Here is a 16784-nt window from a genome sequence, read left to right as displayed (position 1 = left end):
GGACAGTGCCCTTATCGTCCCGGGCGCCAGGCGGCGCGGTCAGGCCACGGCCCAGCAGATGCCGGTGCGCCACGTGGACGGGTCGGGCTCGCGCTGCGGGTCGCTCAGGTACACCTCCCACATCGCCTCGCCCGGAGTCAGCCCGTGCTCGGCGAAGTAGCGTCGCACCTCGGCGTACGTGTCCTGCATGGTGTCGTACGGCCCGACGTGCGTGGCCTCGACGACCCTGCCACCGGGCAGGACGCCGGGCACGACCGCGCCCGCCGGCGCGATGGGCTCGGAGACGGGGAAGCCCGCCTCGACGTCGACGGCGTCGGTCGGCATGCCGGTGTACTTCCCGAACGGCGGACCGGCCGGATGACGACCCTGCGCCTGCAACGCGGCCGCCGCCTCCCCGAACGCCCGGGCGAAGAACCCGGAGAGCTCGTCGAGCCGGACGCGCCCGCGCACCACGGCGGTCGGCTGCTCGGTGTGCTCGGCGACGGAGATCTCGGTCATGCCGCCATGCTGCGCCGGCGCGGCGGGGGAGAGGAGAGTCGAACGTCCCGTGCCGCCGGGCTCAGGTCGTCAGGAACGCGCGCAGACGCCCGCGCAGCTCGGGGCTCGCGCCGATCGCCGCGAAGGCGGCGTCCGGGTCGGACGCGACGTCCTCGACGATCGGGGCGGTCTCGGCGATCCAGCTCGCGAGCTGCTCCGGACCCCAGCCGGCCTGCCGGTCGTTCGACGCGGCGTGCACCGGCGCGCCGCCCATCGCGCGCACCGACACCGCGTAGTCGGCGGCGACATCCTCCGGGGCGACACCGGCGTTGCTGAGCAGCAGTGCGCTGATCATGCCGGTCCGGTCGCGACCCGCGCTGCAGTGGATGAGCACGCCGGTGGGCGCCTCCGCGATCGCGTTCAGCGTCGCAAGCACGAGCTCCGGCAGGATGCGCCAGTTGTGCCGCCAGTACTCCGGCGAGTCCAGGATCGGGTAGCAGACCGCGCGGAACTCCGGGTCGTCCTGATCCTCGGTCGGGGCGTTCACGACGGAGATCGTCGCCGATGCCTCGAGGCCCACGGCGGGGTCGCCCTCGCGTGGGCCGATCTCGTGCGGGCAGCGCAGATCGACGATCGAGCGAAGGCCCCAGCGCCGGGCCTCGCGCCACCCGGCCTCGGTCAGCAGCTCACGGCGCGGGCCGCGCGCGATCCTGCCGAACGTGGTCGTGCCGCTCGGCGCCAACGGCGTCGGGAGACCGCCGAGGTCCCGGACGTTGGGGTAGCCGTCCCAGGCGAGGTCGCGCATCCGGCGAGTCTAGGCGACGGACTCGACGGGGGCTCCAGACGACGAAGGGGGCAGGGTCGATGACCCTGCCCCCTTCCTTCTGCCTGCTGCTCAGCCCTGGCGGGCCTTCATCCGCGGGTTCTTCTTGTTGATGATGAACGTGCGACCCCGGCGGCGGACCACCTGGGCGCCCGGCATGGCCTTGAGCGAGCTCAGCGAGTTGCGTACCTTCATGGCGAACCTCCCTTGTTGAAATCCATTCTCAACAACAGCGGAGGGGTCCGTTTTATTCGGCTCGGTGAGCGATCGAACGTTCGAATCTCCTGCTCGGCCGACTTCCGTCGGAGATCCGGAAGCGGATCGATCGGATCTCCGACGGAGCCCGAAGTCTGCGCGCTGTCGCGCCGAGCGGGTACCGTTTCTCTGACACGCCGAACGCGAGAGGGGCGGGAAAGTCGATGCTGTTCACCCACCTGGGGTCGTCAGACATTCCCGACCGGCTGGAGACCGGCGAGTTCGTCCTTCGCCCGATCCTGGCCTCCGACGTGGAAGGCGATTACGACGCGGTCATGGAGAGCAGGGAGTACCTGCGGCCGTGGGAGCAGACCGGCTGGCCCGCCGACGACTTCACGCTGGAGGCGGACCTCGCGGACGTCACCATGCTCGAGGAACGGCACGCGGCCCACCACGCCTTCACCTACACGATGGTCACGCCGGACGGGTCCGAGTGCCTGGGATGCGTCTACATCATGCCGCCGGACGCCCGGCACTACCGCGAGGCGACGATCACGCCCGTCGGCGACGCCCGCTGGGAGGAGTACGGCGCGTTCGTCAGCTTCTGGGTGCGCACCTCGCGGCTGCCGAGCCGGCTGGACGAGCGGCTCCTCGCCGCCCTGCGCGACTGGCTCGCGCCCTACCACCGGCTGGGCGGCGTCCTGTTCGTCACGAACGAGCAGGTCGGCCAGCAGGTCGAGCTGCTGCAGCGGTTGGGCCTGGAGCTGCGCTTCCGGCTCGCAAAGCCGACCCACGACGGCGCCTACCTCGCGTACGGCTTCTGACCGCGACGTCGCGCCGTCAGACATCCTCCGCGGGCGGTTCCCACAGCTCGATCGGGAGCCCCTCCGGGTCGTGGATGCGCGCGAACCGGCCGTACTCACCGTCCCATTCCGCCCGCGTCTCCACCGGGATGCCGGCCGACTCCAGCGACGCGATCAGTGCGTCGATGCCGCTCACCCGCAGGTTCAGCATCAGCGGCTGGTCGGCCGCGAAGTAGTCGTCGTCGAGCGGCATGGGCGCGAACACCGTGTCCCCGGCGGACTGCCGCCAGACAGCGGTCTGACCCGCGTCGATCCCGAGATGCTCGCCATACCAGGCCGCGCGCGCCTGCGGGTCGCGACTCCGCAGGAACACCCCGCCGATCCCCGTCACCGGCATCCGCTTCCCCTCTCGTGCGTCGTCGCGACCGAGACTAGCGCGCCCCGGCGCCCGGGTCACCGGAGCAGGACGGGACCCGCGTCGATCCTGACCCGGAACAGCGAGTACGGATATTGCCGCCGGTCTTCGCCGCCCTGGTACTTCGCCTGCCGCTGCAGCTGGTTGGCGGTGACGTACAGGTATCCGTCGGTCGCCACCGACATCGTGTCGGGCCAGAGCAGGCGCGGGTCGTGCACCAGCGTCTCCATCGTGCCGTCGGGAAGGCGCCGCAGCACGGCGTCGTGCTCCCAGTTGGTGGCGTAGAAGCGACCCCGGTCGTCGGTCTCCAGGCCGTCCGCCGCCCCTCCCTTGTCGCCCTCGTCGCGCACCAGCTCGCCCACCTCCGCGTCGGGGCGGTCGCGGTCACGCAGCGCCTCGGTCGGGACGCTGTACCAGCGTCGCGAGAGCAGCGGGCAGTACCAGAGACGCTCGCCGTCGGCGGAGATCGCGATGCCGTCGGAACCCATGGTCACCGGCTTCGCGGGACTGTCCGGCGGCCGCTCCGCGAAGACGCGGCCCTCCACCACCGGCGTCAGCTCGGGTGGTGTGAGCGCCTTCGTGGAGGGGTGGTCGTGGAGCCTGCGCCACGCCTCGCCGCTCTCCAGGTCGACGACGATGATGCCGTTCGGGCCCTGATCGGACGAGTCTGTGACGTAGGCGACGCCGTGCCGGAGGTCGAACCGCACGTCGTTGACGTAGGTCGTCGGCAGGGCGACGTCGGCGGCGAAGACGATGGACTTCACCACGGTGTCGGTCTGCAGGTCCACGCAGACCAGCTTCGACCCTCCCGGCTTCACCGGCTGCATCAGGGGACTGCCGGTGTCGAGGATCCACAGCCGGTCCGCGGGGTCGACGACGATGCTCTGCACCGAGACCAGTCGTTCCGGGTCGTCGTCCGAGCGGGGCCGGTTGAGCTCCTCACTGGGGTAGGGGACGGGATGGCCGCCCTTCAACTCGACGACCGTCGCCGGCACCTCGTCTCCCCACTTCGGGAAGTTCACGAAGATGCGTCCGGTGTGCGAGACGCTCACGCCGGTCGGCATCGGGCCGTCATCGAAGCTGTGGACGAGTTCGAGCTCACCGGGGGGCGCGTCGGTGGGGTAGTCGGTCACGGGGTCCTCCTCCTGTTCGCGGACGCCCCCACCCGACGCGGGGCCTTCTCCCGCGTCAAGGGGTACCGCCGGATCCGTCGCGGTGCGGTCGGAGGCGGGCCCTGGCGTCCCATAGGCTGGAGCGATGGACGGGGTGCTGACCGGGTTCGGGATCATCGCGTTCGTCATCCTCGTCGGCTACGTCGCGCGCCGGCTCGGCATCGGCGGCCCGACCGCGCCGTACGTGCTCAACCGCATCGCCTTCTTCGTGACGAACCCGGCGCTGCTGTTCGTGACGCTCGCGCGGGCGGACCTGCGGGTGGTGTTCTCGACGCAGCTGCTCGTGGCCGCGGCGGCCGCGCTCGTCTCGGCCGGTCTCTTCCTCGTGCTCTCCCGCGCCTTCTTCCGGCGACCCGCACCCGAGACCACGATCGGCGCGCTCGGCGCCGGATATGTCAACGCCAACAACATCGGCCTGCCGGTCGCCGTCTACGTGCTCGGCAGCGCCTCCTACGTCGCGCCGGTGCTGCTGCTGCAGCTGATCGTGTTCGCCCCGGTCGCCCTCACCGTGCTGGATGTCACCAGCCGTGGGGCGGTGTCGGTGCGGTCGATCCTCACCCAGCCGATCCGCAACCCGATGATCATCGCGTCGGTGCTCGGCATCCTGGTGGACGTCTCCGGGATCCGGCTGCCCGACGCCGTGTACCAGCCGTTCGAGCTGCTCGGCGGCGCCGCGGTCCCGCTCGTGCTGATGGCGTTCGGGATGTCGCTGGTCGGCTCGCGGCCGCTGCGCGCGGGAAACGGCCGCGCCCCGATCGTCGCCTCCGTCGTGCTGAAGTCGGCGGTCATGCCGCTCGTCGCCTTCCTGGTCGCCCGGTTCGCGTTCGGGCTGGAGGGGCAGGCGCTGTTCGCCGCCGTGGCGCTGGCCGCGCTGCCGACCGCGCAGAACGTCTACAACTTCGCGGCCCGCTACGAGCGCGGGATCGCCCAGGCGCGGGATGTGGTGCTGCTCACCACGCTGTTCTCCGTCCCGGTGCTGCTGGTCGTCGCGGCGCTGCTGGCCCCCTAGCCGAGGCGGAAGGTGGACCGCGGGATGTCGTCCACGAGCCGCTGCGCGATGCCGAACGCGTCATCCTCGGAGAGCTGGTGGGTGGTCACGAGCGAGGCGAGGAACGACGCGTCCACGCGACGGGACATGTCGTGGCGGGCCGGGATGGAGCAGAAGGCCCGGGTGTCGTCGATGAACCCGCTGGTCTTCGTGAAGCCGGCACTGTCGGTGATCGCGCGGCGGTAGCGGAGGATCGCGTCCGGGGTGTCGAGGAACCACCAGGGCGCTCCGGCGTAGACCGACGGATAGAAGCCCGCGAGGGGCGCGATCTCGCGCGAGAAGGTCGTCTCGTCGACGGTGAAGAGCACCAGCCGGAAGGCCGGGTTCGTCCCGAAGTCGCGCAGGATGGGCGTCAGCGGCACGGTGAACGACCCGACTGCGGGGAGGTCGTGCCCGGTGTCCGGCCCGAACGCGTCGAAGGTGGGCCGGTGGTGGTTGCGGTGAACGCCCGGGTGCAGTTGCATCACGAGGCCGTCGTCCGCCGACATCTCCGCGAGCCGGTAGAGCAGGTTCCGCCGGTAGGCGACCGCCTCGGCCGCGGTGAGCGAGCCGTAGAGGGCGGCGCGGTGGATGCGGGAGGCCTCGGCCTCGTCGAGCGGCTCGCTGCCGGCGTCGGCCACACCGGTGTCGGTGGCGGTGCCGCCGGCGGCGGCGAAGGCGGCGCGGCGCGATCGGAGCGCGGCCAGCAGGCCGGGGTAGTCGGCGGTGTCCATGTCGGCGCGCTCGGCCAACGACCGCAGCCGGGCGGCCCAGCCGGGCTCGTCCGGGTGCATGTAGCGGTCGGCGCGGAAGGTCGGGATGACGCGGCCGGTGAAGGTCGGATCGGCGGCCAGGCGGGCGTGCGCCTCCAGGTCGTCGGCCGGGTCGTCCGTCGTGGCGAGCACGGCGATGCGGAAGCGGTCGAACAGGGCCCGCGGCCGGAACTCCGGGGAGGCGAGGGTCGCCTCCAGCTGGTCGTAGAGCGCGTCCGCGTTGTCGGCCGAAGGCTGCTCGGTGAGACCGAAGACATCGCTGAACTCCGACTCGAACCAGAACCGCACCGGGGTGCCCAGGAAGGCGTCCCAGTGCTCGCACAGTGCGCGCCAGATCGAGCGGCCGGAGGCGGGGGAGGGCACGCCGTCGCGCGCGAGTCCCAGGTCGTCGAGCGGGACGCCGACCGCGTGCAGCATCCGGGTGACGTAGTGGTCGGGCGTGATGAGCAGCGCGGCCGGGTCGGGGAACGGCCGGTCGTCGGCCAGCATGGACGCTGGGACGTGCCCGTGCGGCGACAGGATCGGCGCGTCGGCGACGGCCGCATGCAGGCGGCGGGCGAGGTCGCGCTCTGCGGGGTCGGCGGGGAACAGGCGGTCGGGATGCGGGGCGAGCGCGGTCATCCTCGTCCTTTCTGGGGAGCGGGTTCGGAGCGGGACACCGGCGCCGGGCCGGTGGAGGCGCGGACCGTGAGGTGGGTGGGCAACGTCGTGGCCTGCCGGCTGACCGGAGCGGCGTCGTCGTCGAGCCGCGCGAGCAGCATCGCGACCGCGGTCCTGCCGGCGTGCTCGATGGGCGCGGTGAGCGTCGTCAGGGGAGGGTTGCAGAAGTCGGCGCCGAAGATGTCGTCGCAGCCGACGAGGGAGAGATCGCCCGGGACGTCGACCCCGCGTTCGCGGAACCGGGCCAGCATCCCGATCGCCAGCAGGTCGTTGAATGCGATGCACGCGGTCGATCCGGTGTTGATCACGGCGTCGGCGGCGGCGGCGCCGGCGTACTGGCGGGGCGCGAATGGGCCGACCCGCAGCGATGCGACCCCGTAGGAGTTCGCGGCCCTGACGAGGGCGCGCCAGCGGCGCTCGTTCGACCAGGAGGTCTCGGGACCTGCCGCATAGACGATCTGCCGATGCCCGAGCGAGACCAGGTGGCCGACCGCCTGCTCGATCCCGTTGGGCGTGTCGATGAAGACGTTGGGCACTCCGCGCGGCTGCCGGTTGATCGCGACGAGCGGGATCTCGTCGGCCACGGCGGTCAGCCGGCGGTCGGTCAGCCGGGAGGCGGCGAGGATCGCGCCGTCGAAGGACCGGCGCAGCTTGTGCAGCATCCCGTCCTCGAGCTCGTCGGACTCCTCGGTGTCGACGAGGAGCTGGGTGTAGCCCGCGGCCTTCAGCTGCTGCTGCGTGCCACGGATGATGCCGAAGTAGAAGGGGTTCGTGATGTCGGACACCACGACCGCGATGCACCGCGTCCGGCCGCTGGTGAGCGCCCTGGCCTGCGAGTTCGGGATGTAGTTGAGCTCCCGCGCGGCGCGCTCGATCCGCTCCCGGGTGACGGCGTTGACGCGCCCGGGATTGGACAGCGCTCGCGACACCGTGGAGGTGGCGACGCCGCTGGCCGCGGCGACGTCGGCCAGGGTGGCCGGTCGATCCTGGGTGCTCATGGGGCCCATCAGACCACACGATGGCAACTTTTGGCAATCGCTTGCGGCTTCGTTGCCAGGCTCCCTAGGCTCGGCGGCAACCTTCCCGGAGTCCACCACTTCGGGGGTCACGATCCACCCCATCACCTGCTCAAAGGAGAGTCACACGATGAGATCACGTTTCGGGCTGGCGGCGGTCGCCGCCCTCGCCGCGGCAGGCCTGGTCCTGACCGGGTGCTCCGGCACCGGCGGCGGCACCAGCACCGCGGGCAGCGGCACCGTCGACGGCAAGGGCAAGACCCTGGACGTCATGATCGCCGCCAACACGCTGTACTCCGCGGAGCAGCAGCAGTGGTTCAAGGACGTCTCCGACCAGTTCCAGAAGGAGACCGGGGCCACCGTGAAGTTCGAGACGTTCGCCACGGCGAACGACGAGCTGACCAAGATCCAGACCTCGGTGCTGAGCGGTCAGGGGCCGGACATCTACGACCTGGGCACGACGTTCACGCCGACCGCGTACTCCACCGGCGCCTTCGTGAAGCTCACCGACGCCGAGTGGAAGAAGATCGGCGGCCGAGACCGGTTCGTCCCGGCCACCCTCGGCATCTCCGGACCGGACGAGAAGAACGAGGTCGGCATCCCGTTCCTCAGCCGCCCGTTCGTGATGGCGTACAACAAGGAGCTCCTGGCGGCGGCCGGGATCGACAAGCCCGCCACCACCTGGGACGAGCTGGCCGAGCAGGCCAAGAAGCTGACCTCGGGCGACGTCCACGGCATGGCCATCGACTACGCCGACAGCTTCAACCCGTGGAAGTTCATCTGGACGATGGCGATGCAGCAGGGCAACACCATCCTCGACGTCAAGAGCAAGAAGGCGACGATCGACGACCCGGCGGTCAAGAAGGCGTACCAGACCTACTTCGGCTGGCTGACCGACGACAAGGTCGTCGACCCGGCGGCGATCGGCTGGAAGAACGCGCAGGCTCTCGCGGCCTTCGCCAACGGCAAGGCGGCGTACCTGCCGATGGTCACCTCGACCTCGCAGGTGACGCTCGACAAGTCGCCGGTCGCCGGCAAGTACGCGTACGCGGTGCTGCCGACCGTGCCGCCGGGCGCGACCAAGCTGCCGAGCGGAGGGAAGGCGGCCGCGACGATCCTCTCGGGCGACAACATGGTCGTCGCCAAGTACTCCAAGAACCAGGACCTCGCCTTCGCGCTGATCAAGATGCTCACCTCGACCGAGAACCAGGTGAAGTACACCAAGACGTTCGGCGACCTGCCGACCAACGCGGACGCTGCGAAGCAGATCGAGCAGAGCAACACGCTGCTCCCGCCCGTCCTCGAGGCCGGCACCAAGGCCTACGGGACGCCGTTCACCGGCGCCTGGGGCGACACCCAGCTGGCGCTGACGAACGTGGTGGTGCAGTCCATCCCGGCGCTGTCCGCCGGCAAGGTCTCCTCCTCGGATCTCGAGGCGAAGCTCAAGGCCGCGCAGGAGACCGCGCAGAACGCCCTCACCAAGTCGAAGTGACCGGGACGAGACCATGTCGAACTCGACGCTGACCCCGCCGTCCGTGGCGGGCGTGCAGAGCCGGCCGTCCGCGGGGACGACTCCCGCGGGCGGCCGCCCGGCCCGGCGCCGCCGCCGCGGCGAGCGCAACCGGCCGCTGTGGATGCTGCTGCCCGGCGGCATCCTGATGCTGGTCATCATCGTGGTGCCGCTGATCGTGGCCGTGGTGATGTCGACGCTCGACCTCGACCAGTACACGCTGCAGAGCTGGCTGCAGGCGCCGTTCCTCGGGCTCGGCAACTACGTCGAGGCCGTGGTCTCCTCTCCGCTGCTGCGGTCGATCGGGATCAGCGTCTCCTTCGCCGCGATCGCGGCGGTGGTGACCATGCCGATCGGGCTGGCGGCGGCGCTCGCCACGCAGAACCGGTTCCGCGGCCGGGCGCTGGTGCGCTCGCTCTTCCTCATCCCGTACGTGCTGCCCGCGTTCGTGGTTGGCACGCTGTGGCGCACCATGCTGCAGCCGGGCGGCGTCGTCGACTCGATGCTCGGCGCCGTCGGCGTGCACACCGGGCTGTGGCTCAACGGCCCGCTCAGCTACTGGTCGCTCATCATCGTGCAGATCTGGACGTCGTGGCCGTTCTTCTACCTGCTGGTGCTCGCCGGGCTGCAGTCGGTCGACCACGAGGTGCACGAGGCGGCGGCGATCGACGGCGCCACCTGGTGGATCAAGCTCCGCTACGTCGTGCTGCCGTACCTGCGCGGGCCGATCTTCCTCGCCCTGATCATCGCGTTCCTGCACAACATCAACGCCTTCACCCTGCCGTTCGTGCTGTTCGGGGTGCCCGCGCCGCAGGATGTGGACGTGCTGCCGGTGCTGACCTACGTGACGAGCTTCCAGAGCTTCCGCTTCGGACTGAGCGCCGCCATGGCGATCTGCTCGCTCGTGCTGATCGCGATCCCGCTGTTCGTCTATCTGCGAGCGGTGAAGCTCGACTCCGGAGAGGAGGAGCAGCGATGACCACCGCCACCCGCGCGCTCCACGCCGTCTCGCCCCGCGACGCCCGCCGCGCCGCGCGCCGCTCCGGCCGCCCCGGGCGCGGCCCGGCCGCCGACGTCACCCGGCTGCTGCCACGGCCGCTGCTGGTCGCGATCATCGCCGTGCTGCTCGTCATCGTGCTGGGGCCCGTGCTCTACATGCTGTTCGCGTCGGTGAACTCGGATGTCTCTGTGGCCGCCGGCGCGTTCTTCCCGGCCGAGCTGAACCTCGACAACTACATCAAGGTGTGGAGCACCGTCGATCTCGGCACCGGGCTGGCCAACAGCGTCCTGATCTGCGGCGGCGTCGCGATCGTGTGCGCGTTCCTGTCGGTCGCCACCGCGTACGTGCTGGTGCGGTACGAGTTCCGCGGCCGGATGACGTTCCTGCGCGGCCTGCTCGGGCTTCAGTCGATCCCGGGGACCCTCATCCTGCTGCCGGTGTTCGTGCTGTTCTCGTCCACGGCGACGGTGCTCGGCGTCCAGATCATCGGGACGCGCTGGGCCGTCTTCATCACCTACCTGACCTTCGCCTTGCCGTTCTCGACCTGGGTGATGGTCACCTACCTGCGCGGACTGCCCAAGGCGTTGGAGGAAGCGGCCCGCATCGACGGCGCGTCGTCGTGGCGCATCCTGACCAGGATCGTCGTGCCGCTCAGCTGGCCTGGGATCGTCGTGTCGGGCATCTTCGCCTTCCTGCTCGGCTGGAACGACGTCCTGTTCGCCTCGGTGCTGACCAATCCCGAGTCGCGGACGGCCGCGGTGGCCCTGCAGGTGTTCGGGGCGACGCAGGAGGGCGGCGCCATCCCGCTCTACGGGCAGATGATGGCTGCGTCGCTGATCTGCGCGGTGCCCGTCGTCGTGCTGTACCTCGTTTTCCAGCGCTACCTCATCGGTGGCCTCACCAGTGGAGGAGTGAAATGACCACCGTCACCTGGACCCTGTCCGGCTTCGGCGACGAGATCGATGCGGACCCGGCGATCCAGACCGCCGTGCTGCAGGCGCTCGGCGCGCATGCGATCGAGGTGCGCAGCGCCTGGGGCGTGAACATCGTCGACCTCGACGACGAGCAGCTCGGCCGCCTCGCCGGTGTCCTGAGCGAGCGCGGGATGGGCGTCTCGGCCATCGCGTCGCCGGTCGGCAAAGTGGACGTTGCGCTGCCCGTCGAGCACGAGGTGCAGCGACTGCGCCGCGCGGCCGCCGCGGCACACCGGCTCGGGACGCGCTACATCCGCCTGTTCTCCTTCTTCCGCGGCGACGGCGTCGCGGTGGAGGGCATTCGCGACGACGTGCTCGTGCGGATGCGCGCCCTGGCCGACGTGGCCGAGGCGGAGGATCTCGTGCTGCTCCACGAGAACGAGAAGGACATCTACGGCGACACCCCGGAGCGCTGCCTCGACATCGTCGAGTCGGTCGGTTCCCCCGCGCTCCGCCTCGCCTGGGACAGCGCGAACTTCGTCCAGGTCGGCGTCGCGCATCCGTTCGACGACGGGTACGCTGCGCTTCGTCCGCACCTGGAGTACCTGCAGGTCAAGGACGCACTGTCCGCCACCGGGGAGGTGGTCCCGGCGGGGGAGGGCGACGGCCAGGTCCTGCAGACCCTCACCGCTCTGCGCGACGACGGCTACACCGGCTTCGCGTCCCTCGAACCGCACCTGACCGACGTGAACGCGCTCGGCGGCTTCTCGGGACCCGAAGCCTTCGGCCGCGCCGCCCGCGCCTTCCGCACACTGACCGACCGGATCGGAGTCACCCTCGCATGACGGACCAGACCACCACCAGCACGCCCGCGAGCGACGGGGCCGACCGGCTCCGCGTCGCGATCGTCGGCTGCGGCATCATCGGCGTCAACCACGCCAGGGCGATCGTCCGGCACCCGCGGTTGACGATCTCGGCGCTCGTCGATGCGGTCCCGGAAGCGGCGGAAGCGCTGGCCGACCAGGTCGCCGCCGCGACCGGCGATCGCCCCGCGGTGTTCGCCTCTCTCTCCGACGCTCTCGCGGCCGACCCCGCCGCACGTCCGGAGGTCGTCGTCATCTGCACCCCGAGCGGGCTGCACGTCAGCGTCGCGGAGGAGGCCATCGCAGCCGGCACCCACGTCGTCGTCGAGAAGCCGCTCGACACCGACATGGGCCGCGCCCGCGAGCTGCGCGCGCTGGCCCGGCGGGCGGAGGCCGACGGCCTCGTCGTCTCCGTCATCAGCCAGCACCGCTTCGACCCGTCGACCGTCGTCGTCGCCGACGCCGCGCACTCCGGACGGTTCGGCCGGCTCACCAGCGGCGTCGCCTCGGTCGCGTGGTGGCGCAGCCAGGAGTACTACGACTCCGGCCAGTGGCGCGGCACCTGGGAGCTCGACGGCGGCGGCGCCGTGATGAACCAGGGCGTCCACACCGTCGACCTGCTGGTCTGGATGCTGGGCCGCCCGGTCGAGGTGTTCGCCCAGACCGCGCTGCTCGCCCACCAGCGAGTCGAGGTGGAGGACATCGCGGTCGCTACGATCCGGTTCGAGTCCGGCGCGCTGGCCGTGCTGCACGCGACGACGGCGGCGTTCCCCGGCCTCGCCGTCCGGCTGCAGGTGCACGGCGACGCCGGCTCCGCCGTCATCCACGACGACCAGCTGGAGTCGTTCTCCGCCGACGGCGACACCGCCGACCGCGCCTCTCAGCTCGTGCCCGCGGGGGAGCTGCGCGGCGGCGACCGCGGCCCGGAGGCGTTCGTGCTCGGCCACCTGCGCCAGTACGAGGACATCGTGGACGCCATCGACACCGGCCGCCCGCCGGGGGTCCGGGTGGAGGACGCCTTTCAGTCGCTGTGCGTCGTCCGCGCGGTCTACCTCTCTGCCACGCTCGGCCGGCCCGTCGGCTTCGACGAGGTTCTCGCCGGCGACCTGGACGACGTGGTCGTCGCCACCGGACCGGTCACGACGGGAGCGCACGCATGAGGTTCTCCGTGTTCACCGCATCCACACCGGAATGGACGCCCGCCGAGGCCGCGCGGAACCTCGCCGGCCAGGGCTGGGACGGCATCGAGTGGCGCATAACCGACCAGCAGGAGACCCAGACGCCCGGCTTCTGGGCCGGCAACCGCGCGACCTGGCCGCTGACCGGGCTCGAGGACCACCTGGACGAGATCGAGCGGCTGACCCGCGAGAGCGGCCTGGAGTACTCCGGCCTCGGCGGCTACGCGCGCTGCGACGACCACGACGGCGTTGAGCGGATGCTCGCCGCGACCGCCCGCCTCGGCGCCCGGCAGGTGCGCGTCACCATGCCGCGCACCGACGCGGGGGAGTACCGCGCCCTCTTCGCGGCCGCCCGTCGCGATCTGGAGTGGGTCGCATCCCGCGCCGCCGAGCACGGGGTGAAGGCGCTGGTCGAGCTGCACCACGAGACGATCACCCCCTCGGCGTCGTCCGCCTTCCGGCTCGTCGACGGGCTCGACCCGCAGCACGTCGGCGTCATCCACGACCTCGGCAACCTCGTCATCGAGGGCCGGGAGGAGACCTTGGCGTCGCTGCAGCTGCTCGGCCCGTACCTCGCCCACGTGCATGTGAAGAACGCCGCCTGGGTCGCGGGCGAGCCCGAGGAGGACGGCACCGTCCCCTGGCGCGCCGAGTGGGCGCCGCTCAGGGCCGGGGCCGGGGATGTGGACGGGTACTTCCGCGCGCTGCACGCCTTCGGGTACGACGGATGGGTGACCTGCGAGGACTTCTCCACCGAGCTCCCGCTGGAGGAGCGCACGCGCGGCAACCTGGAGTACCTGCGTGCCGTGGAGGCCCGCACGCGCCCCGCGGCGGCCGCATGACGCCGCCGCGCTCTGCCCGGCACCCGGTGCGGGTCGCGCATCTCGGGCTCGGCGCCTTCCACCGCGCGCACCAGGCCTGGTACACCCAGGTCGCCAACGACGCCGAGGCCGCCGGGCCCGCGGACGGCTGGGGGATCGCCGCGTTCACCGGCCGCCGGCCCGACGCCGCTCGCGTGCTCGCCGCGCAGGACTCCGTCTACTCCCTCCTCACCCGCGGCCCGTCGGGCGACGAGGTCGGCACGGTGGAGGCCCTCAGCCGCGTCCACGACGGCGCCGACACCGCGGCCTGGACCGCCACGCTCGCCGACCCCGACGTCGCGGTGCTGACGCTGACCATCACCGAGGCGGGGTATCTGCCCGGCGCGTCGGCGCCCGCCCGCATCCGCGACGGGCTGGCCGCCCGCGCCCGGGCCGACGCCGGCGGCATCGCCCTGGTCAGCTGCGACAACCTGGCGGGCAACGGCCGGGTGCTGCGGGATGCGGTGCTCGCGCTCACCGCCGACGACGGCGACCTCGACGCCTGGGTGCGCGCGGAGGTGTCGTTCGTCTCGACCATGGTCGACCGCATCACCCCGGCCACCACCGAGCAGGACATCGCGACCGTCCGCCGGCTCGCCGGGTGGGACGATGCGGCGCCGGTCGTCGCCGAACCGTTCAGCGAGTGGGTGCTCGCGGGCGCGTTCCCGGCCGGACGGCCGCCCTGGGAGGCGGCGGGCGCCCGCTTCGTCGACGATGTCGAGCCGTACGAGCGGCGGAAGCTGCGCCTGCTCAACGCCGGGCACTCCCTGCTGGCGTACCACGGGCTGCTGCGCGGGCATCGGACGATCGCCGAGGCCGCCGCCGACCCGGTGCTCGCCGCCGAGCTGGAGCGGCTCTGGGCGGAGCAGCGTCCGGGACTCCCGTTCGACGACGCCGCGGTGGCCGCCGCCGAGGACGCGCTGCGGGGGCGGTTCGCCAACGCGCGCATCGAGCACCGGCTCGCCCAGGTCGCCACCGACGGGTCGCAGAAGCTGGTGCCGCGCATCGTCGACCCGCTGCGCGAACGCCTCGCCGCGGGCCTCGGGCCGGGGGAGGCGCAACTCGGCGTGCTCGCGGCCTGGACCCTCCACCTGCTCACCGGCGACGCGCGAGACCCGCACGCGGACGCGCTCGTCGCCCGACTGCGCGACGCCCGCGACCCTGTGGCCCGCGCGTCCCTCGTGCTCGACGCCGTCGCCCCCGACCTCACCGACCTCGCCCGCCCGCTCGCCGAGAGCACCGCATCCCTGCAAGGAGCCAACGCATGAGAATCACCGCCGCCGACGTCCTCGTCTCGAGCCCCGGCCGTAATTTCGTCACCCTCCGGATCACCACGGAGGACGGCGTGACCGGCCTCGGCGACGCGACCCTCAACGGCCGGGAGCTCGCCGTCGCCGCCTACCTGAGCGAGCACGTCGTCCCGCTGCTGATCGGCCGCGACGCCCACCGGATCGAGGACACCTGGCAGTACCTGTACCGGGGCGCCTACTGGCGGCGGGGACCCGTGACGATGGCCTCCATCGCCGCGGTGGACACGGCGCTGTGGGACATCAAGGCGAAGGTCGCCGGCCTCCCGCTGTACCAGCTGCTCGGAGGCCGCAGCCGCGTCGGCTGCCTCACCTACGGTCACGCCTCCGGCGCCGACCTGCCCGAGCTGTTCGACTCCGTCCGGGCGCACCTGGAGCAGGGCTTCCGCGCCATCCGCATCCAGACCGGGGTGCCGGGGCTCGGCTCGGTGTACGGCGTCGCGTCGTCCGCCAACGCGGCCGCCGGCGCCGACGGGATGACGACGCGCTACGACCACGAGCCCGCGCGCCGCAGCGCGGTGCCGGTCGAGGAGCAGTGGGAAACCCGCGCCTACCTGCGCCACATCCCGGGCGTGTTCGAGGCGGTGCGCAACGAGTTCGGGCCCGAGCTGCCGCTGCTGCACGACGCCCACCACCGGCTCACGCCCATCCAGGCGGCGAAGCTCGGCAAGTCGCTGGAGCCGTACGACCTGTTCTGGCTGGAGGACGTCACGCCCGCCGAGAACCAGGCGGTGCTCCGCCGGGTGCGCGAGCACACCACCACCCCGCTGGCGATCGGCGAGGTGTTCAACACCATCTGGGACTACCGCGAGCTGTTCGAGGAGCAGCTGATCGACTACGTCCGCTCCCCAGTCACCCACGCCGGCGGCATCACCGGCCTCCGGCGCATCTTCGACTACGCCGCGGTGTACCAGATCAAGTCGGGCGTTCACGGACCCACCGACGTGTCCCCGGTCGGACTCGCGGCGGCCGTGCACCTGGGCGTCGCCATCCCGAACTTCGGCATCCAGGAGTACATGCGGCACAGCGCGCCCACCGACGAGGTGTTCCGGCCGACCTACACGTTCAGCGACGGGATGCTGCAGCCGGGGGAGGAGCCCGGGCTCGGCGTCTCGTACGACGAGGTGGTGGCGGAGTCGTTCCCGTACCAGTCGGCCTACCTGCCGGTGAACCGTCTGCTCGACGGTTCGATGCACGACTGGTGAGCGGGGTGGACGGGATGGACGGGGCGACCGGGCCGCGGATCGTGGTGATGGGCGTCTCCGGCGCGGGCAAGACGACGGTGGGGCAGCTCGTGGCCGAGCGGCTGGGTGTGCCGTTCGTCGACGGCGACTCTCTGCATCCGCCGGCGAACGTCGCCAAGATGGCCTCGGGCGTCCCGCTGACCGACGACGACCGGACGCCGTGGCTGCGCACGATCGGGGAGACGCTCGCCGGCAGCGGCGCCGGCGGTGTCGTGGTCGCGTGCTCGGCGCTCACGCGCTCCTACCGCGATCTCATCCGGTCGAAGGCTCCGGACGCCGTGTTCGCGGAGCTGGACGGCGATCGCGACCTGCTGGCCGAGCGCATGGCGGCGAGGCCCGGCCACTTCATGCCGGTGTCGCTGCTCGACTCACAGCTCGCGACGTTGCAGCCGCTCCAGGCCGACGAGAGCGGGATGCGGCTGGACGTGGCGCTCCCGCCGGCGGCGCTGGCCGCCGAGATCGCTGACACCGTCCTCGCCCACGAACGCTGAGGGGCGCCGAACCCCGGCGCCCCTCGCGGAGTGGTCTGCTCGCGCAGGAGCGGCCG

Annotated in this window: 18 protein-coding genes; 11 read left to right on the top strand and 7 right to left on the bottom strand. The window is 71.8% G+C overall.

Annotated elements, in window-relative coordinates:
- Positions 1-39: 39 nt before the first annotated feature.
- The 3 genes from P5G59_RS03345 to ykgO all read right to left on the bottom strand — a co-directional run bounded on the left by P5G59_RS03345 (position 40) and on the right by ykgO (position 1495).
- Positions 40-498, bottom strand: coding sequence for a GyrI-like domain-containing protein (locus tag P5G59_RS03345; protein WP_301215981.1), 459 nt, complete (start codon positions 496-498; stop codon positions 40-42).
- A gap of 61 nt (positions 499-559) precedes the next feature.
- Positions 560-1282, bottom strand: a complete 723-nt coding sequence (locus P5G59_RS03340) for a tyrosine-protein phosphatase (RefSeq protein ID WP_301215978.1) — start codon at positions 1280-1282, stop codon at positions 560-562.
- Positions 1283-1372: 90 nt separating this feature from the next.
- A complete protein-coding gene (gene ykgO, locus P5G59_RS03335) occupies positions 1373-1495 on the bottom strand; it encodes a type B 50S ribosomal protein L36 (protein WP_089907341.1) in 123 nt (40 codons plus the stop codon).
- Between the two features lie 224 nt (positions 1496-1719).
- Here ykgO and P5G59_RS03330 point away from each other — a divergent pair, with 224 nt between their 5' ends.
- Complete coding sequence (locus P5G59_RS03330) at positions 1720-2319, top strand: GNAT family N-acetyltransferase (RefSeq protein WP_301215974.1); 600 nt, start codon at positions 1720-1722, stop codon at positions 2317-2319.
- A gap of 16 nt (positions 2320-2335) precedes the next feature.
- On the opposite strand, the gene P5G59_RS03325 is transcribed toward P5G59_RS03330, so the two are convergent.
- Together P5G59_RS03325 and P5G59_RS03320 are read right to left on the bottom strand one after the other, a co-directional pair.
- Positions 2336-2695, bottom strand: coding sequence for a VOC family protein (locus P5G59_RS03325; protein ID WP_301215972.1), 360 nt, complete (start codon positions 2693-2695; stop codon positions 2336-2338).
- 56 nt (positions 2696-2751) lie between these two features.
- Positions 2752-3846, bottom strand: coding sequence for an L-dopachrome tautomerase-related protein (locus P5G59_RS03320; protein ID WP_301215970.1), 1095 nt, complete (start codon positions 3844-3846; stop codon positions 2752-2754).
- A 124-nt stretch (positions 3847-3970) separates the two neighbouring features.
- On the opposite strand from P5G59_RS03320, the gene P5G59_RS03315 reads away from it, so the two are divergent.
- Positions 3971-4894 carry an AEC family transporter gene (locus tag P5G59_RS03315; RefSeq protein ID WP_301215968.1) on the top strand — a complete coding sequence of 308 codons (924 nt, stop codon included), beginning with the start codon at positions 3971-3973 and terminating at the stop codon, positions 4892-4894.
- On the opposite strand, the gene uxaC is transcribed toward P5G59_RS03315, so the two are convergent.
- Both uxaC and P5G59_RS03305 read right to left on the bottom strand, forming a co-directional pair.
- The gene (gene uxaC / locus P5G59_RS03310; protein ID WP_301215966.1) at positions 4891-6306 is read right to left on the bottom strand and encodes a glucuronate isomerase; all 1416 of its coding nucleotides are present in this window, start codon (positions 6304-6306) and stop codon (positions 4891-4893) included. The two genes, P5G59_RS03315 and uxaC, sit on opposite strands and share 4 nt — an antisense overlap.
- The gene (locus tag P5G59_RS03305) at positions 6303-7352 is read right to left on the bottom strand and encodes a LacI family DNA-binding transcriptional regulator (protein ID WP_301215964.1); all 1050 of its coding nucleotides are present in this window, start codon (positions 7350-7352) and stop codon (positions 6303-6305) included. Before P5G59_RS03305 ends, uxaC begins: the two co-directional genes overlap by 4 nt.
- Positions 7353-7491: 139 nt before the next feature.
- Between P5G59_RS03305 and P5G59_RS03300 the strand changes: the two genes are divergently transcribed.
- Genes P5G59_RS03300 through P5G59_RS03260 form a run of 9 tightly spaced genes read left to right on the top strand, consistent with a single transcriptional unit; the run spans position 7492 to position 16728 of the window.
- On the top strand, positions 7492-8853 hold the full coding sequence (locus P5G59_RS03300; protein WP_301215962.1) for an ABC transporter substrate-binding protein: 1362 nt from the start codon (positions 7492-7494) through the stop codon (positions 8851-8853).
- Between the two features lie 13 nt (positions 8854-8866).
- Positions 8867-9850 (top strand): carbohydrate ABC transporter permease, encoded by a 984-nt coding sequence (locus P5G59_RS03295; protein WP_301215960.1) that lies wholly within the window; start codon positions 8867-8869, stop codon positions 9848-9850.
- Positions 9847-10791, top strand: a complete 945-nt coding sequence (locus tag P5G59_RS03290; RefSeq protein WP_301215958.1) for a carbohydrate ABC transporter permease — start codon at positions 9847-9849, stop codon at positions 10789-10791. The genes P5G59_RS03295 and P5G59_RS03290 overlap by 4 nt, the downstream gene beginning before the upstream one ends.
- Complete coding sequence (locus P5G59_RS03285) at positions 10788-11630, top strand: sugar phosphate isomerase/epimerase family protein (RefSeq protein ID WP_301215956.1); 843 nt, start codon at positions 10788-10790, stop codon at positions 11628-11630. The genes P5G59_RS03290 and P5G59_RS03285 overlap by 4 nt, the downstream gene beginning before the upstream one ends.
- Positions 11627-12808 carry a Gfo/Idh/MocA family protein gene (locus P5G59_RS03280; protein WP_301215954.1) on the top strand — a complete coding sequence of 394 codons (1182 nt, stop codon included), beginning with the start codon at positions 11627-11629 and terminating at the stop codon, positions 12806-12808. The genes P5G59_RS03285 and P5G59_RS03280 overlap by 4 nt, the downstream gene beginning before the upstream one ends.
- A complete protein-coding gene (locus P5G59_RS03275; RefSeq protein ID WP_301215952.1) occupies positions 12805-13668 on the top strand; it encodes a sugar phosphate isomerase/epimerase family protein in 864 nt (287 codons plus the stop codon). Before P5G59_RS03280 ends, P5G59_RS03275 begins: the two co-directional genes overlap by 4 nt.
- Entirely contained in the window at positions 13665-14954 is a 1290-nt protein-coding gene (locus P5G59_RS03270; protein ID WP_301215950.1) for a mannitol dehydrogenase family protein, read from the top strand. Before P5G59_RS03275 ends, P5G59_RS03270 begins: the two co-directional genes overlap by 4 nt.
- Positions 14951-16198 carry a D-mannonate dehydratase ManD gene (gene manD, locus P5G59_RS03265; RefSeq protein WP_301215948.1) on the top strand — a complete coding sequence of 416 codons (1248 nt, stop codon included), beginning with the start codon at positions 14951-14953 and terminating at the stop codon, positions 16196-16198. The genes P5G59_RS03270 and manD overlap by 4 nt, the downstream gene beginning before the upstream one ends.
- Complete coding sequence (locus tag P5G59_RS03260; protein ID WP_363324671.1) at positions 16195-16728, top strand: gluconokinase; 534 nt, start codon at positions 16195-16197, stop codon at positions 16726-16728. Before manD ends, P5G59_RS03260 begins: the two co-directional genes overlap by 4 nt.
- Positions 16729-16784: the final 56 nt, after the last annotated feature.

This window comes from Leifsonia virtsii (assembly GCF_030433675.1).
Lineage (GTDB): Bacteria > Actinomycetota > Actinomycetes > Actinomycetales > Microbacteriaceae > Leifsonia > Leifsonia virtsii.
Note: the sequence above shows the minus strand (reverse complement) of the source record. Positions and strands in the feature narration are given on the sequence as shown.